At 61.0% G+C, this 15,984-nt stretch carries 10 protein-coding genes and 1 pseudogene; 7 read left to right on the top strand and 4 right to left on the bottom strand.

Features of this window, described 5'->3' with window-relative positions; genetic code table 11:
- Positions 1 to 71: 71 nt before the first annotated feature.
- From rpmB to ACQREB_RS03995, 7 genes are all read left to right on the top strand, one after another.
- Positions 72 to 302 (top strand): 50S ribosomal protein L28, encoded by a 231-nt coding sequence (rpmB, locus tag ACQREB_RS04025; protein WP_427765604.1) that lies wholly within the window; start codon positions 72 to 74, stop codon positions 300 to 302.
- Between the two features lie 104 nt (positions 303 to 406).
- On the top strand, positions 407 to 889 hold the full coding sequence (locus tag ACQREB_RS04020) for an Lrp/AsnC family transcriptional regulator (protein ID WP_427765603.1): 483 nt from the start codon (positions 407 to 409) through the stop codon (positions 887 to 889).
- A 225-nt stretch (positions 890 to 1,114) separates the two neighbouring features.
- Positions 1,115 to 2,278: a pyridoxal phosphate-dependent aminotransferase gene (locus tag ACQREB_RS04015; protein ID WP_427765600.1), complete on the top strand. Its 1,164-nt coding sequence runs from the start codon at positions 1,115 to 1,117 to the stop codon at positions 2,276 to 2,278.
- Between the two features lie 70 nt (positions 2,279 to 2,348).
- Positions 2,349 to 3,089, top strand: a complete 741-nt coding sequence (locus ACQREB_RS04010) for a YebC/PmpR family DNA-binding transcriptional regulator (RefSeq protein WP_427765598.1) — start codon at positions 2,349 to 2,351, stop codon at positions 3,087 to 3,089.
- A gap of 83 nt (positions 3,090 to 3,172) precedes the next feature.
- Positions 3,173 to 3,694, top strand: a complete 522-nt coding sequence (locus ACQREB_RS04005; RefSeq protein ID WP_427765596.1) for an NUDIX domain-containing protein — start codon at positions 3,173 to 3,175, stop codon at positions 3,692 to 3,694.
- Positions 3,695 to 3,745: 51 nt separating this feature from the next.
- A complete protein-coding gene (locus tag ACQREB_RS04000; RefSeq protein WP_427765593.1) occupies positions 3,746 to 4,660 on the top strand; it encodes a cation diffusion facilitator family transporter in 915 nt (304 codons plus the stop codon).
- Positions 4,661 to 5,212: 552 nt separating this feature from the next.
- A complete protein-coding gene (locus ACQREB_RS03995) occupies positions 5,213 to 9,724 on the top strand; it encodes a beta strand repeat-containing protein (protein WP_427765591.1) in 4,512 nt (1,503 codons plus the stop codon).
- Between the two features lie 932 nt (positions 9,725 to 10,656).
- Here the strand turns inward: ACQREB_RS03995 and infA are convergent.
- The 4 genes and pseudogenes from infA to dnaB form a co-directional block, all read right to left on the bottom strand.
- A pseudogene (gene infA, locus ACQREB_RS03990) lies at positions 10,657 to 10,875 on the bottom strand (translation initiation factor IF-1); the annotation flags it as partial.
- 130 nt (positions 10,876 to 11,005) lie between these two features.
- Complete coding sequence (locus ACQREB_RS03985) at positions 11,006 to 11,593, bottom strand: OmpH family outer membrane protein (protein WP_427765588.1); 588 nt, start codon at positions 11,591 to 11,593, stop codon at positions 11,006 to 11,008.
- A 13-nt stretch (positions 11,594 to 11,606) separates the two neighbouring features.
- Positions 11,607 to 14,261: an outer membrane protein assembly factor BamA gene (gene bamA / locus ACQREB_RS03980; RefSeq protein ID WP_427765585.1), complete on the bottom strand. Its 2,655-nt coding sequence runs from the start codon at positions 14,259 to 14,261 to the stop codon at positions 11,607 to 11,609.
- Positions 14,261 to 15,838: a replicative DNA helicase gene (gene dnaB, locus ACQREB_RS03975; protein ID WP_427765583.1), complete on the bottom strand. Its 1,578-nt coding sequence runs from the start codon at positions 15,836 to 15,838 to the stop codon at positions 14,261 to 14,263. Before dnaB ends, bamA begins: the two co-directional genes overlap by 1 nt.
- Between the last annotated feature and the right edge of the window lie 146 nt (positions 15,839 to 15,984).

Here is a 15,984-nt window from a genome sequence, read left to right as displayed (position 1 = left end):
CAAGCCGCCGATTTCCCGCGATAGTTGAGCCTCATTTTTAAAAAGTACAACCTTTCAAACCAGAAAACATCATGTCACGAGTTTGCGCAATCACAGGCAAGCGTCCGACCAAGGGACGCAGCATCGTTCACAAAGGTCAGAGCAAGAAGAGCGGCGGCATCGGGCTCCAGCTCGTCAAACAGACGAAGCGCACGTTCAAGCCGAATCTTCAACGCATCCGCGTGAAGCTCCCGAACGGCAGCATCAAGCGTCTCTGGGTTTCCGTCAAGGCGCTTAAGGCCGGTCTCGTCGAAAAAGCGTAATTGCCTTTTCACGTCTTCCCGCGAAAAATCCGTCGACGCGAAAGCGCGGCGGATTTTTTCTTTTGCGCGTTCCCGCGAAAACGATAGATTCTCCCGCAACGATCATGAACAACAAAGTTCTCAAACTCATCATGGAGGGCGAACAGCTTTCGACCGAGCAGATGGCGCGGATTCTCGAGCTCACGCCCGCCGAAGTCGAAGCCCAGCTCGCGCAACTCAAGGACGAAAAGATCCTGCTCGGGTGGCGCCCCGTGCTCAATCCCTCGTTCGACGAAGAGACGCGCGTCCGCGCCGTCATCGAGCTGAAGGTCTCGCCGGACGTGAGCGGCGGGTTCGACCGCGTCGCCGAGCGCATCAGCCAGTTCGACCAGGTCGAAAGCTGCTACCTGATGTCGGGCGCCTACGACCTGCTCGTCATCGTGAACGCGGACAACCTCTACAAGGTGGCGAACTTCGTCCACAACCGCCTCGCGCGCATCGCGGGCGTGCTTTCGACGGGAACGCACTTCATGCTCCGCGCCTACAAGGAATCGGGTTTCGCGATCGCCGCCCCTGAAAAGCCGGAGCGCCCCGCGGTTTCTCAATAAGCGGCGCACGCGGGCGGCAAAAATTCATTTCCGCGCGCGGGAACGGGCTGAAACTCGTGACTTGTAACTGGTAGCTGGCGCATTGCGGGTTTTGCTCCGGCAAAACCTTTCGAAAATGCTTCCCAAAGTAATCTCCAGTCACCAGTTTCCGGCGACCAGTCACTCGTTTATCCGTTCTCGCTCATCAACTATCCGTCATCAATTTTCAACTATCCGTTATTCGTCATGAGAGATTTTCTCGCTTCACACGTGCGCACGATGCCCAAATCGGGCATCCGCGACTTCTTCGCCATCGTTTCGCAGATGAAGGACGCCGTTTCGCTCGGCATCGGCGAACCCGACTTCGTCACGCCCTTCCACATCCGCGACGTCGCCATTTCCGCGCTCGAACGCGGGCACACGAGCTACACGGACAACCGCGGGCTCATCGCGCTGCGCAGGGAAATCTCCAAATACGTCGCCGCCAACTACGGCGCGGAATACGACCCGGAGACGGAAATCATCACGACCGTCGGCGTCTCCGAAGCGCTCGACGCCGTGCTGCGCGCGATTCTCAATCCCGGCGACAAGGTCATTTACCACGAACCCTGCTACGTCTCCTACTGCCCGTCGATCAAGCTCTGCCACGCGGAAGCGATCGCCGTCGAGACGAAGGCGGAGGACAAATTCGCGATCACGATCGACGCGCTGCGCAAGGCGTGGCAGCCCGGCGTGAAGGCGCTGCTCATCAACTTCCCGACGAATCCTACCGGCGGCACCGCCTCGCGCGGGCTCCTCGAGGAAATCGCGAAGTTCGCCGTGGAGAAGGACATGCTCGTCATCTCCGACGAAATTTATTCCGAGCTCACGTTCGACGGCGATCACACCTCGATCGCCTCGATTCCGGGCATGCGGGAACGCACGGTCTTCCTGCACGGCTTTTCCAAGGCGTACGCGATGACGGGCTTCCGCGTCGGCTACGCGTGCGGCCCGGCGGACATCATCGACGGCATCCTCAAAATCCACCAGTACGGGATTCTCTGCGCGCCGATCGTCTCGCAGGAGGCGGCGATCGAGGCGCTGCGCAACGGTCGCCCGGCGATGCTCGAAATGCGCGAGAAATACCGCGAACGCCGCGACTTCATCGTGCGCCGCTTCAACGAGCTCGGGCTCAAGTGCCACTCGCCGCGCGGCTCGTTCTACGCGTTCCCGGACATCACTTCGACGGGCATGAGCTCGATGGATTTCGCCAAGGGGCTGCTCGCGGCGGAACGCGTCGCGATGGTGCCCGGCACGGCGTTCGGCAAATGCGGCGAAGGGTTCTGCCGCGCGAGCTTCTCGACCTCCTACGCGAACATCGACGAAGCCTGCACGCGCATCGAGCGCTACCTGAAAACGCTGAAGCGCTGATTTTTTCGTTTTACGCGGGAGCGCTTTGAGAATAAAGTTCCCGCACAATTTTCAACCATTCGATTCACTTATGTCCGGACACAGCAAATGGGCTACGACGAAGCGCCACAAAGGTTTGGTGGACGCTAAACGCGGCAAGATTTTCAGCAATCTCGCCAAAGAAATCACGCTCGCGGCGCGCGAAAGCGGCGGCGACCCGAACTCCAACATGCGCCTGCGCTCGATTCTGACGCGCGCGCGAGCGGCGAACATGCCGAACGACAACATCGACCGCGCCATCAAAAAGGGCACGGGCGAGATTCCCGGCGTCGTTTACGAAGAAATGGTTTACGAAGGCTACGCTCCCGCGGGTGTCAGCCTCATCGTCGAAGTCACGACGGACAACAAGAACCGCGCCGTCGGCGAAGTGCGCTCGACGTTCACGAAGAACGGCGGGAACATGGGCAGCTCCGGATCCGTCGCGTTCAACTTCAACCGCAAGGGACAGATTCTCGTTCCCGCGGAAGGCATCGGCGAAGACGAGCTGATGGAGCTCGCGCTCGAAGCCGGCGCCGAAGACTTCAAGAACAACGGCGACCACTACGAAATCATCACCGCGATCGCCGACTACGACAACGTCGCCAAGGCGCTCGAGGACAAGGGCGTCAAGCCGGCGGAATCCGACATCGTCTATCTGCCGAACGTCACCGTGCCGATTTCCGACGCGGAAACGGCGAAGAAAGTCCAGAAGCTCATCGACGCGCTCGAAGACCTCGACGACGTCAAGGCCGTCTATTCCAACGACGACTTCGACGAATCGCTGCTGGACTGAGTCCGCGCGCGCATCTTCGCATAGCGGACGGCGCGCGGCGCCTCCGGGCGTTCCCGCCGTCCGCGTTCCAATTTCCCGAACCCATGAAACCGCCTCCGCAAAACAACAAACGTCCGCAACGCCCGAAACCGTTCGTGCCGAGCAATCCCATCCGCGTCGCGGCGCGCGCCGTCGTCGTGCGGGACAACAAGCTGCTCGCCGTCATTCTCCGCGACCAGAGCGGTCCGTTCTACGTGCTTCCGGGCGGCGGTCAGAAGCACGGCGAAGAGCTCTACAACACCGTGCGCCGCGAGTGCGCGGAAGAGCTCGGCATCTCCGTCGAGCCCTACAAGATGCTCTACGTCCGCGAATACATCGGCAAGAATCACGATTTCGCGGCGCGCCACAAGCATTTCCACCAGGTCGAGGTCGTCTTCGCCTGCGATCTGGTCGAGGAAGGCAACATCGGGCACGGCTCCGAAGAAGATTCCCGCCAGGTCGGCTACAAATGGATTCCGCTCGCGGAGCTTCGCGAGACGCGCTTCTTCCCCTCGCTCTTCAAGACGTTTCTGAACGACAAGAACGAGCTGGAGATCCCGACCGACTATCTCGGCGACATCAACTGATTTTCCTGCGTTCCCGCGCGACGCCGCAGCCGCCGCGGGAACGTCCGCGCCATGCCGAAAAATTCCCGTGCCGAAACTTTCGCCGCCCTGCAGGCGCGCAATCTCGCCGTCGCCAAGAGCGAAGGCGTGGTCGCCATCTGCGGGAACGCGCTGCTCGGCGCCTTCAAGCTTTGGGTCGGCGTCGTGACGGGCTCGCTCGCCGTGCTCGCCGATTCCTGGGAAACGCTCTCGGACTGCCTTTCCTCCGCCGTGCTCATCATCGGGCTGAAGATTTCCGAAAAGCCCGCCGACGCCGAACATCCCTTCGGGCACGGGCGCGCGGAGCTCATCAGCTCCGTCGTCATCGCCATGATGCTCGCCGGCATCGGCGTCTCCTTCGGCAAGGGCGGCGTCGAAAAAATCCTCGCGCGCGAATCCGTCGAATTCGGCTGGCTCGCGCTCTCCGCGATGATCGCGACCATCGTCGTGAAGGAGGCCATGGCGCAGTACGCGTTTTGGGCGGCGCGCCGGACGCGCCTCAATTCCCTGCGCGCGGACGCCTACCACCACCGCAGCGACACGCTCAGCTCCGCGATTCTGCTCGTCGGCATGATCGCCGCGAAGCTCTCCGGCGGTGCGCTCTGGTGGATGGACGGCGCGCTCTCCTGCGTCGTCGGCGCGCTGCTGCTGCGCCTCGCGTGGACGGTTCTGCGCGACGCCTCCAACCGTCTGCTCGGCGGACGCGTTCCCGCGGACGTCGAGGCGAAGATCCGCGAGCTCTGCGCGCGCGTCGGCGGCCGCGACGACTTCGATCTGCACCACCTGCATTTTCACGAATACGGCGCGCACACGGAAGTGACTTTCCACATCCGCTTCGACGGCGACACGCCCCTGCGCGACGCCCACGCCTGCGCCGACAAAATCGAGAAGGCCGTCCTCACCGAGCTCGGCGTCGATGCCACCATCCATCTCGAAGTGAAGAAGTGACTTCCGGGAGCGGCGTTCCCGCGTCGCCCCTCGGTTACGCAGACCGAGGCAAGCCCGAATTTTTGACCACGGAAAAGCGCGGAAATTTTTTCGCGGACGTTCGCAGGAACGCAAAGTTCTCCCGCAAAGACGCCAAGACGCGAAGAATCCTGAATCCACGAATTTTTATCGGAGGGTAACCGTCTCGAGTGCCCTCGAAAATCCCCCTGCATTGTTTCCGGCTTTTTCTCCGCCTTACGCCGTTCCTCCGATTATGAATACCGAGGCAAGCGAAAAGTTTTAACCACGGAAAACACGGAAAAGCACGGAATTTGTCATTTGGTGAAAATTCGCGGGAGCGCAGGGGAGAAGCGACATTCCTGTCGCTTTGCCGAGATTTGCTTAAAAGTATTTTCGCGGGAGCGTCGGGAATTTCGTCCCTCCTTTGAGCGATATTCAACGGTCGTTCACTTCCTTTTGGTTATGCGGCTTCGGAGGCGTTTACCCCTCGGTATTCATAACCGGGGTAGGATTGCGGAAAAATTCAACGAAAACCAAAAACAAATCCACACAATGAAAACATCAAAATTGCTTATCACTTCACTCCTCGCCGCCGCGGCGATGGGGACCTCCGCGTATGCCGGGTTCGTCTGGAACGGCGGAGCAGCCATCAGACCAGATCTGTGGCAATTGGAAAGCTCCTGGACGCTGACGGACGGCACGACTTGGCCGACGTCGGATTCGCGCGCGGCCGGACCACTGACGCCGTACTCCAACGCCTGGAACGGCGTGACGGTCGCGAACGCTTCCGGCACTGTCGGCACGTTCGAAGGGTGGGCGCTCGGGCTCACGCTTCAGAACGCGAACCTCACGGTCACGACTCTGAATAAATTTCAAGGCGGCTGCACGCTCAATCTGGACGCGGCTTCGGTTCTCTCGATGACGCTCAACGGCAGTGGTACGCTTGCCGGGAACGTGACGGTCAACACGGAAGGCGTCTTTAATCTGAAGCTCGACAAAAACTACACCGGCGGCGGGTTCGTCGCCAATCTCGGCAACGGCGGCGTGCTGAATTTTTCCGCGTATGATGCTACTGCGAGAACCGCCAAAGTTTCGACGCTCAACGCTACGCTGAACACGGCGGATTTCGACAGCTACACCATCGACGCCAACGGAAACACCGTTTACACGCGCAAACTCATCACGCTCGGCGACAACGTTTCTTTCGACTCCACGAACACGACCGTGACGATGACCGCCGGCGCCGGCGTGGGAACGCTTACTCGCGTGGAAAACATTTCCGGCGCCGACGCCGGTTCCTACAAGCTCACGAAAGATTCTTCCGGCTACAGCGTCTCCTACGTCGTCGCGGGAACGACTTACGCGTGGAACGCGACCGCCGCCGACGACTCCGTCTGGGATACGTCGGCGGAGAATTGGACGACGGACGGCGGTTCGACGAGCATCGCTTTCGAGAACGACAAAAACGTGCTCTTCGGCGCGGGAGACACGCTCGCGAAAACCGTGGCGATCGATTCCGCCGTCAGGGCGGGAACGATTTCCGTCGCGGAAGATTACACTTTCAACGTCGGCGCTTCCGGTTCGCTCTCCGCGACCGCTGTCGCCGTCGCCGGGACTAAGACGGCGACTCTGAATCTCGCGTCGAACATGGCGCTTTCCGCGAATCTCGGCGGCTCGGGAACGCTCAAGAAAACCGGTACGGGCGTGCTGACCTACTCGGGCACGATTTCCTCGGGAGCGACGCTCGAAATCGCATCCGCGGGGACGACGGCCGCTCCGAACACGTTTTCGGGAACGCTTTCCGCAGGCGGAAATTTGATTGTTTCCGGAGGAGCCGTTGTTAAACACGAAATAGAAAGCGGCAAGGTTCTCTCGGGAAACATCACGATTACCGGCGACGGCTCGACGTTCATTCAAAAAGGAGACGACAAAAGCGATCAGCTGAACTACGACGGCACGACTTCCATCGTCGTCAAGGACGGCGGCACGCTCGCTCTCGGCAGCAATCGCTGGACGTTCAACGCCAATAATTCGCTTTTGCTCGACGGCGGGAACATCACGGGATCAAGCCAGAGCGGAAACTACGGCAATCTCGATTTCAATGCGGCGAAAACGCTCAACGTATTGAATTCCTATGGCAAGGAATCGACCATTTCCGCGTCGATTCGTCTGCGTAACAATCTGACGCTCAACGTCATCGGAGACGCGACGCTGAACATCACCGGGAAAATCGGGAACGCGGCAGCCGGCAAAAAAATCATTAAAACCGGCTCGGGCAAGATGACGCTTGACCTCCGTACATACGGAGAAGGTGAGAGCGCACCGAGCGAAAACTTCACCGGCGGGCTCGACGTCAACGGCGGCGAGGTCGAAGTGCGTCATGCGAACGCGCTCGGCACAGGCGCGGTGACGGTCAACGGCGACGGCTCGATTCTCGATTTCGCGGTTTCCGGCGGCACATTTACGCAAGGCACGAATCAGGCGCTTACGACGACGAACGGCGGTAAAATCACCGTTTCGGCGGGAACGCTCGAGCTCGCGGGCGCGGTCAATCTTTCCAATGCGATCGAGGTCGCGAGCGGCGCGGCGGTCACGACGAGCGGCGTCAAATTCGCGCTCTCGGGGTTGACCGGAAAGGCCAACGAGGACGGCTCCACGACCTTCAGGCTCTTTACGCTCGCAAGCGGGGCGGCGCTTACGTGGGACAGTCTCAACGCGACGAATCTCAATTTCACGGGAACAAATTTCATTGCTCGCGGCGCGAGTGCGACCTTTAACGCCGACGGGACCATGACGGTCACCGATGGTACGGCTGGCGACCTCGTTTGGAACGGAGGACCCTCCGGAACTTGGAATTACGCCGAGGACAACATGCCGTGGACGATGGGCGGCGCGAATACGGCGTTCGTCAACAACGACAACGTGACGTTCGCCATGTCGGGAGACGTCGCGGTGACGGTCGCCTCTACAGGTGTCACCGCGGGAACGGTGAAAATCACGGCGGGTACAGTCACGCTTTCGGGCGGGAAGGTCACGGCTATGGACAAATTCATCGTGGAGTCCGGAGCGACGCTGAAGCTCTCTCCTGTGAGCACAAGTAGTGACGACGGCGCTTACGTCGCCGGCGAAGTGGAAGTGCGTTCGGGCGGCACGTTGGACATGAACGGCGTCGGCGGCGCGTCCTACGGCGGACTGACGACCGTGACGCTCGCCGGCGGCAAACTCACCAACACTGGCGAGAGCAAAGGGACGGGCGCTCGGCAGTTCGATTCCATCGTGCTGACGGCGAATTCCTCCGTCGTCGCCGATTCCGGCAAAGACTTCGGTCTTGTGAAGAGTGCTCACGAGGCGACGACTCTCGATCTCGGCGCGCACAAGCTGACGAAGAGCGGCGGGGGCTCGTTCGTCCTCGTGAACACGACGATTTCCGGCAACGGAGGCGTGCTCGACGTGACGGAAGGGACGATTCGCGGCCTCACGGCTGACAACAAAAATATCGCGCTCGGCGAAGGCGTCACGCTGAAGACGAGCGGCACCGGCGGCGCCGATAACATTAAAATCACGTCCATGGGAGCGAACTCGAAGCTCATCCTCGGCGGCTCGACCGCGAGCACGGTGGCGCTTTCCGGCGCGCTCGGCACGGGAGCGGTCATCGACGTTTCGGGCGCCAACGCTGTCACGGGAACGATTTCGTCTATGGCGTTGGGTTCGTCGCTGACGCTCGCGGGAACGGGAACGGCTTCGACGATTAGTTTTACGGGAGCCACTTCGCTTTCCGGGAATTTGACGATAGGAAACGCGACGGTGAACGTTTCCTCGCGGACCGATATTTTTAATTACAACAACGACACGATTCAAAACATCGAGCTCAACGAGGGCGGCGTCTTGGCTCTCGGCGCGTATCGCCAGACATTCACGAATTATGTGAAGTTCATACTTAACGGCGGAAGGATTACCGGCGACGGCTCAAGCGATTCGCACGGATACGCCATGGACTTCATCAAAAGCAACACCGTGACGGTGACTGCGGATTCCGAAATCGCCGCGAATATGACGATTCGCCGCCACAATGAGACTGGCGCGACCCTCGCTTTCGAGGTGAACGACGGCGCGACCTTGACGATTTCAGGCGATATTTTGACGCCTTCTTCGGCAGCCCAAGATACAAACTCTGTTCTCGTGAAGCAGGGTAAGGGCACGCTGGTTTTGAGCGGCACGAACACCTATAACCAGGGAACACGCGTTGAAGAGGGAACGGTCGAAGTGCGGAACGCGAGAGGGCTCGGCACGAACACTGTGAACCTCACGGGCGACGCGACGTTGCAGATTGGAGAAACGAGCGGCAGAGCAGCGCTGACGGTCGCGAACAATGTCGCCGTCGCTTCCGGCAAGACGTTGACTTTGAAATCCGAGAACGACGGAAACAAGCTTACGGGCGTGATTTCCGGCGCGGGTTCGCTGAAGGCGACGTATTATGCTTCTCAGAACGAAGCGTTGACGCTTGCGGGCGACAACCGTTTTTCGGGCGGGCTTGAGGTCTCCGGCGTCAAAGTGAGCGCCGAACACGCGAACGCTCTCGGCTCGGGAATGCTCAAGATTTCCGATGTGAGCGTGACGTATCCCGATCACGGCACGATTACATTCGGCGGGAGCGTGAACGCGGCGGCGGCGAACGTCGTGCTTCACGACGTTTCGTTGCTCGCGAACAATTCCGCGCAGCTGACGGCGGACGCGAGCTGCAACTTCACGGTCGCGGGGGGCGCCGTGCTTTATCTCGACATCGGTGCGCTGACGGAAACGGTTCTGACGGGCGAGCAAGTGGCGCTGACGATTGCGGCGGCAAGCGCGTTCGACAATTCCTTCTTCTCGGCGGTCGAAGTCGGCACGTACGGTGAAGACGGCTCGTGGGTCAAAGACCTGCAGTGGGCTTACGTCGAAGGTTCGTGGAACGTCGGCGCGGGAACGCTTTCCATCGCGATTCCGGAGCCGTCGGTGTTCGGGCTGTTGGCGGGACTCGGGGCGCTCGCGCTCGCGGGAACGCGCCGACGCCGCCGGAAAGCTTAAAAGTTCAGGAGTTGAGGAGTTTAAAAGGTAATTACTTTTCAACTTTTTAAACTCCTCCACTTCTAAACTTTTCCTCATCCATTTTTCTTAGTGTGTGTTAGTTAGTGTGTGCGTCCCCGGGGAGAGATCCTCGGGGACGTTTTTTTCCGCGGGAACGCGCGGCGATTTCGAGGCGTCGGCGTTTCGGCGCTTTTCCGTGGAGATTGCCGTGAGTTTTCGTGGTCCGGGAAAAGGAACAGGGATTTCGGGGATTTTAAGGGATTTGATTCAGTCCCGCGGAGCGCCTCGCCGCGGGAAAGGGAAAAAGCCTGCCTCACGGACGAAGGCAGGAATGCCTTCGCCCCCAAGCGTTCGCATGAAATGCGGAACAAAAATAACCCCATGCGGCGAAACGCCGCTTGGGGCAGCGTCCGCGCAAAAAACACGCGCTTGAAAAGCGCAACAGCCCCGCGGGAACGGCGTGTCGCGAAAACGCCTCGCGCGTCGGGCGGTTGCGCCCTTCAGGCGCGGCGCATGTGCGGTTTTTCCCCAAGCGCGCGCTTCGCGTCGCGCATGGGGTTACGCTTGTTTCGCCCCGTCGGGGCGCGGCGTTCGCGCGCATGGGAGCGATGCGCGTTTCTGCGGAGCTCCGGCGCTCCGTGTCAAAAGAGCTTAAAGCTTAAGGGGCAGAGCTTAAAGAGAAGTTTGTGCGAGCAGATTTCGAAGGCACGCGAGACGCGTACCCGCCTTTTCGTGGAATTCGTGCAATTCGTGGATAAGAAATCCGCGCGAATCCGCGAAATCTGCGGGAGAAAAATTTGTGCGGGAGGGATTTCGACGAAGCGGCTGATGAGCGAAGCGTGGAGCCATGCCGCTTCTTTCCGCGCTCAGCGGCGGCGCTGACCGGGGCGCGCGGGGGCGGCGGCGGGCGTCGCGGGTTTCGGCGCGGAGCTGCGAAGACGGTAGGTGATGCGCGCCTGCGTGAGATCCTTCGGATCCATTTCGACGCGGACGGTGTCGCCTACGAAAATCTTGATGAAGTTCTTCCGGAGCTTGCCGGAGATGTGCCCGAGCACGACGTGCTTGTTGGGGAGCTCGATGCGGAACATCGTTCCCGGGAGCACCGCGATGATTTTGCCTTCCAGTTCAATGATGCCTTCGGAATTCGCCATGTATTTTGAATGTGTTTACGAAAGAATTAAGTCGCCATAATCGGCTTTCGGACGTTTCGCGTCAACGGAGAAACTCGCGGGAGAGCGTTCCCGCGCGCGGAAAGCGGCGGGAACGTTTCCGCGAAGCGCGTCATTTCGCTTCGGGCGCGGCTTCCGTCTTCTTTTCCGCGGGGAAGCGTTCTGCGAGCAGGGCGTTGACGGGCTTGGTGATGTCCGCCGCGGGCGCGGCGTAGACGACGGCGCCGTTCGCGACGTTGAGCACGATTTCGATGCCGTTCTTTTCGGCGTATTCCTTGATGACGGGCGCGATTTCCTTGAGGAGGTCGTTGAGCTTGCTCCGGCGTTTTTCGTCGAGCGCGCGCTTCGCCTGGTCGAGCGCGGCGGCGAGTTCCTGGCGTTCCTTCAGGAGCGCCTTGTTGATTTCGCGCGCTTCGGCTTCCGCCTTTTTCTTGGCGGAATCGCTGTTGAGGGGATTTTCGATTTCCTTGATCTTCTTCTGGAGCTCTTCCGCCTTCTTGTTGAGCTCGGCGACGGCGCTCTTTTCCTGTTCCTGGATCAGGGCGACGTCCGCCTTCAGGCTTTCGAGCACGGCGGAGGTCTTGGAGAAGCCGTTGATGACTTCTTCCATGTTGATGACGGCCGTCTTGGCGGCCTGAGCGAAGAGCGTTCCCGCGGAGAGCGCGAGAACCGCGACGATGGTGGTGATTTTTCTGATCATGATTTTTTAGGATTTAAAAGCTGGTGCCGAAGGAAATGTTGAAACGCATGCCGTCGTCGTTGTCGTCCGAGGTGTTGATCGGGAAGCCGATGTCGAGGTTGAGCAGGGCGCCCCAGATGAGCATGCGGAAGCCGAAGCCGACGTCGTCGTTCCATTCCCGCGGCGAGAAGTCGAAGGAGTCCGCGTTCACGAAGCCGCCGTCGTAGAAGAGCGCGAAGCGCAGCTGTTCGAGGAGCTTGATCGTGTATTCCGCGGAGACGAAGAAGCCGGAGTCGCCGCCGTAGGGCTCGTCGCCGATGAAGGGCGCGACGTGCGCGTAACGGAAGCCGCGCAGGTTGTAGGGGCCGCCGTACTTGATCTTTTCGAAGAAGGGCACGTAGCTGTTCCCGAAGGCGTGGGCGGTGTCGGCGCGCATGCGCAGCTTGAGCGTCTGTTCCTGGTAGTTGAAGATCGGGAACCAGCGCGCGGCGTCGAGGCGCATCTTGTAATACGTGCATTCGCCGCCGAAGGGGCCGCCGACGAGCTCGTTCGTGAGCGCGATCTTCGTTCCCGTGTTCGGGAACAGGTAGCTGTCGCGCGTGTCGCGGGAGAGCGTGATCCCGCCGCGGGAAAGGAGCGTGTAGCCGGCTTCGTCCCAGACGAACTGCGGCACGTCCCATTCGATGTCCTTGATCTCGTAGTTGTCGATCTTGTAGTAGAACGTGCCGTAAACGCGCTCGAAGAGGCGCCGCCGCGCGTAGAGCTTCACGCCCGCGTCCACCGTGTTGTAGCTGGAGCTGACGTAGGTGTCGGACTTGTAATACGCGTCGTAGCCGACGGCGATTTCGCGCCCGAAGATCATCGGTTCCTCGAAGGACTGCTCGATGGTGGTGGAGTTCGTGCCGACCTGAATGCGGAAGCGGAATTTCTGCCCGCCGCCGCGGAAATGGTTGCGCCAGTTGAAGAGGTCGAAGTTCGATTCGGAAAATTCGACGTAGGCGGAAAGGCTGTCCACCGTCGAGAAGCCGCCGCCGAAGTTGAACGAGCCCGTGGGCGCTTCGGTGACGGAGACGACGAGATCCTTCTGCCCGGCGACGGGCGTGTCCGCGGCGCGCAGCGAGACGCTCGCCTGCCCGGAAGGCTGGCGGAAATAGCTCGTGTTCTTCAGGCGGGATTCGGAGGTCTTCATCCGCACCATGTCGAAGACTTCGCCCGGCGCGAGCACGAGTTCGCGCAGGATGATTTCGGACTTCGTCGTCGTGTTGCCTTCGACGACGACGGAGCGCAGGTAGGATTTCTCGCCTTCGGAAATCTTGAATTTCAGCGTGACCTTGCCCGTGTCCACGTCGGGCTCGCGCGTGACGGCGACGCGGCAGTTCAGATAGCCGACCTGGCCGTAGTATTCGCGGATCTTTTCGACGGCGACGTTCACCGCCTGCGGCGAATAGGGCATGCCGGGAAAGAGCAGGTCGAAATCCTCCTCGTTCCCGCGGCGCACGCCGCGCGGCGAATACTGAGCGAGCATCGCGACGATCGCCTCTTCGGTGAAGCGCGCGTGCTGCTTGCCGAGATCGTTCCCGCTGATCCTGATCGCGTCGAGGTGGTAGCGCATGCCTTCCGAAATCGTGATTTCGAGCGGCATGTCGCCCTCGGTCTCCTCGTTGTTCACGAAGGAGTAGCCTTCTTCGAGCTCTTCCCGCGGCTGACCGTAAATTTCGACGTCGAGATAGCCGGCGTTCTGGTAAAAATTCTTCAGTGCGACGAGGTCGCGGCGGTACGTGTCGTAGTCGAAGCGTCCCAGATCGCGGATCGGCGAAAACTTCAGAAAGCGGTTGCCGGGCCACTCGGAAAAATCGAAGGTGTACGCCCAGGTCGAAGTCTGCATCGCGTAGCGCAGCGTGTAGTCGTCGAACGCCTTGTTGCCGACGAATTTGATTTCGGTGACGCGTGTGTCGAGGTTTTCCTCGACGAAGAAGGTGACCGTCGCCGTTCCCGCGTCGGCGTCCGTCTTCACGGCGTGAGAGATCTTCACGAACGGGAAACGCGAGGCGTATTTCTTGCGGATCTTGGATTCGGCGCGGGCGACGAGAACGCGGTCGAGCGGCGCGCCGACCGTCAGCCCCGCGTCCGTGCATTCCTTGATGAGCTTGCCGCGGAAAAATTCGATCACGCCGCCGTTGCCGCCGCCTTCCGGGCGCGTCGAATCGAGCTTGTTCACGATGATCTGCTCGTATTCGGTCTGCGCTTCGGGCGTGCCGCCGTCCCATTCCTTGTTGCCTTCGAAGAAGATGCCGACGAGCAGCGGGCGCGCGACGTAGGAGACGCGCAGATCGACGGCGGCGGCGTCCACGTCCGGAATCGGCTCGACGGTGATGAAGTCGAAGAGGTTCGTGGCGTAGAGCGAGCGGATGGTCGCGGACTGCGCGGGGCGGGAGAATTCGTCGCCGGGCTTGAGCGAGACGTGCGCGGCGATGAGCGCCTCGTCGATTTTCGGGCCGCCTTCGTTTTTGAAGAGGACTTTGCGGACGTAGAGTTTGCCGGCTTCGCGCTTTGCGGCGGTCTGCGTTCCCGCGGCGGCGGGCGTCGCGGCGGCTTCGGCGAAGGCGGTCTGCGTTCCCGCGGCGAGGAGCAGGGCGAGCGTTCCCGCGAACGCGGCGGTTTTGTGGCGGCTGGCGGCGGTCGGGTTCATCAGTAATTCGGTTCGCTGATATTGGTCGCGGGGGTTTCGAAACGCGTGATGTTGCTGTGGAAGTAAAGCGGGATGTCACCCGTCGGACCGTTGCGCTGCTTGGCGATGATGAGGACGCGTTCACGCACGTCGCGCTGGCGTTCCTCTTCGTCTTCGGTGGGCGACTTGCGCTGCCCGCCGCGCTTGATGTCGATGAGCATGATGACGTCCGCGTCCTGCTCGATGGAGCCGGATTCGCGCAGGTCGCTCGCGCGCGGCTTGCGGTCTTCCTTGTCGGAATCGCGGTTCAGCTGCGCGAGCGCGATGATCGGCACGCCGAATTCCTTCGCCATCGCCTTGATGGAGCGCGACGCCTCCGCGATCTGCTGTTCGCGCGGCATGCGGGAATCCGTGCCGTTGATGAGTTGCAGGTAGTCGATGACGATGAGCGAGAGCGGCGTGCGCGCGTGGATGCGGCGCGCCTTCGCGCGGATTTCCATGATGGTCTGCCCGCCGACGTCGTCGATGATCAGCTTGCGCTTTTCGTAATCCTTCTTCGCCTCGAAGAGCTTCTGCGTGTCGCCCTGCTGCGCGAAGCCCTTCTGGATGTTGCGCAGATTCACGCGCGACTTCGACGCGAGCAGGCGCAGCATCAGGTCCTCGCGCGTCATTTCGAGACTGAACATGAGCACCGTGCGCGGCGGCGTTCCCGCGGCTTCGCGCTTTCTGTCGAACAGCGCCGCCTCGATGAAGTTCAGCGCGATGGACGTCTTTCCCATGCCCGGGCGCGCTGCGACGACGATCATCTGGCCCGGGTGAAAGCCGAACGTCATCTGGTCGAGCGTCGTGAAGCCCGTCGGCACGCCGTGAATCGCGCCGCGGTTCTTTTCCATCTGGCGCAGAATCTCCATCGTGCGCGCCGTGAGGCCGCCGGGACCGGTCTGGTCCGTGCTCTCCGCGGAATCCTGCACGTTGTCGCCGGCGATTTCGAAAAAGGCCTTCTCGACGCGGTCGAGAATCATGCGGATGTCGTCGCCGTCGGAAAACGCGCGCTCGACGGTCTGCACCGAGGTCGCGATCAGCTTGCGGCGGAAATATTTTTCTTTGACGATTTCGAGCCAGTGCGGCGCGTGCACCGTCGTCGCCACCTTGTTTTCGAGCTCGCGCAGATAGACGGGACCGCCGGCGGCTTCGAGCTTGCCGAGCTCCGCGAGCTTCGTGAGCACGGTGATGGAATCGACGCCCGTTCCCGCGTTGCTGAGCGCGGAAATCGCTTCGTAGATGAGCTGGTGCTCCGTGCGGAAAAAGGTCTCGGGAACGACTTTCTGCGTCTGGCATTCCGCCAGAATGTCGCCGCCGCCGTCGAGCAGAATCGCCGAGAGCAGCCCTTGTTCGGCCTCGACGCTGTGCGGCGGAATCCGGTCCGCGAAGACCGACGTCGCGCCCTCGCCGAACGCGGGCGCGTCCCTGCGGGAACGGCGCGGACGCGGGAACGCCGCCGCGGGCGCGGCGCTCCGCTCCGGCGGAGGCTCCGGCAGGGGAACTTCTGCGGGCATTTCGTCGGGCTCGAAAAACGGCGCTTGTTCGGAATCGGACATGTGAAAAGGAAAGTCCCCGATGCTGACGCAATTCCGCCTCTTTTGCAAAAGCAAACTGGGGCCGCCTTCGCGCGCGCGAGAAGGGCTTCGTGTTCAATTTTGTTGCGCGGGAGGGGAGGACCTGTTAGAAATTCCGGCATTCTTAC

Source organism: Candidatus Spyradosoma sp. SGI.093, assembly GCF_050314555.1.
Lineage (GTDB): Bacteria > Verrucomicrobiota > Verrucomicrobiia > Opitutales > UBA953 > Spyradosoma.
This window is presented reverse-complemented; position numbering and strand designations above follow the sequence as displayed.

Coding starts and splice junctions, on each gene's coding strand:
- rpmB (WP_427765604.1), top strand. CDS start 72: ATGTCACGAGTTTGCGCAATCACAGGCAAGCGTCCGACCAAGGGACGC.
- ACQREB_RS04020 (WP_427765603.1), top strand. CDS start 407: ATGAACAACAAAGTTCTCAAACTCATCATGGAGGGCGAACAGCTTTCG.
- ACQREB_RS04015 (WP_427765600.1), top strand. CDS start 1,115: ATGAGAGATTTTCTCGCTTCACACGTGCGCACGATGCCCAAATCGGGC.
- ACQREB_RS04010 (WP_427765598.1), top strand. CDS start 2,349: ATGTCCGGACACAGCAAATGGGCTACGACGAAGCGCCACAAAGGTTTG.
- ACQREB_RS04005 (WP_427765596.1), top strand. CDS start 3,173: ATGAAACCGCCTCCGCAAAACAACAAACGTCCGCAACGCCCGAAACCG.
- ACQREB_RS04000 (WP_427765593.1), top strand. CDS start 3,746: ATGCCGAAAAATTCCCGTGCCGAAACTTTCGCCGCCCTGCAGGCGCGC.
- ACQREB_RS03995 (WP_427765591.1), top strand. CDS start 5,213: ATGAAAACATCAAAATTGCTTATCACTTCACTCCTCGCCGCCGCGGCG.
- ACQREB_RS03985 (WP_427765588.1), bottom strand. CDS start 11,593: ATGATCAGAAAAATCACCACCATCGTCGCGGTTCTCGCGCTCTCCGCG.
- bamA (WP_427765585.1), bottom strand. CDS start 14,261: ATGAACCCGACCGCCGCCAGCCGCCACAAAACCGCCGCGTTCGCGGGA.
- dnaB (WP_427765583.1), bottom strand. CDS start 15,838: ATGTCCGATTCCGAACAAGCGCCGTTTTTCGAGCCCGACGAAATGCCC.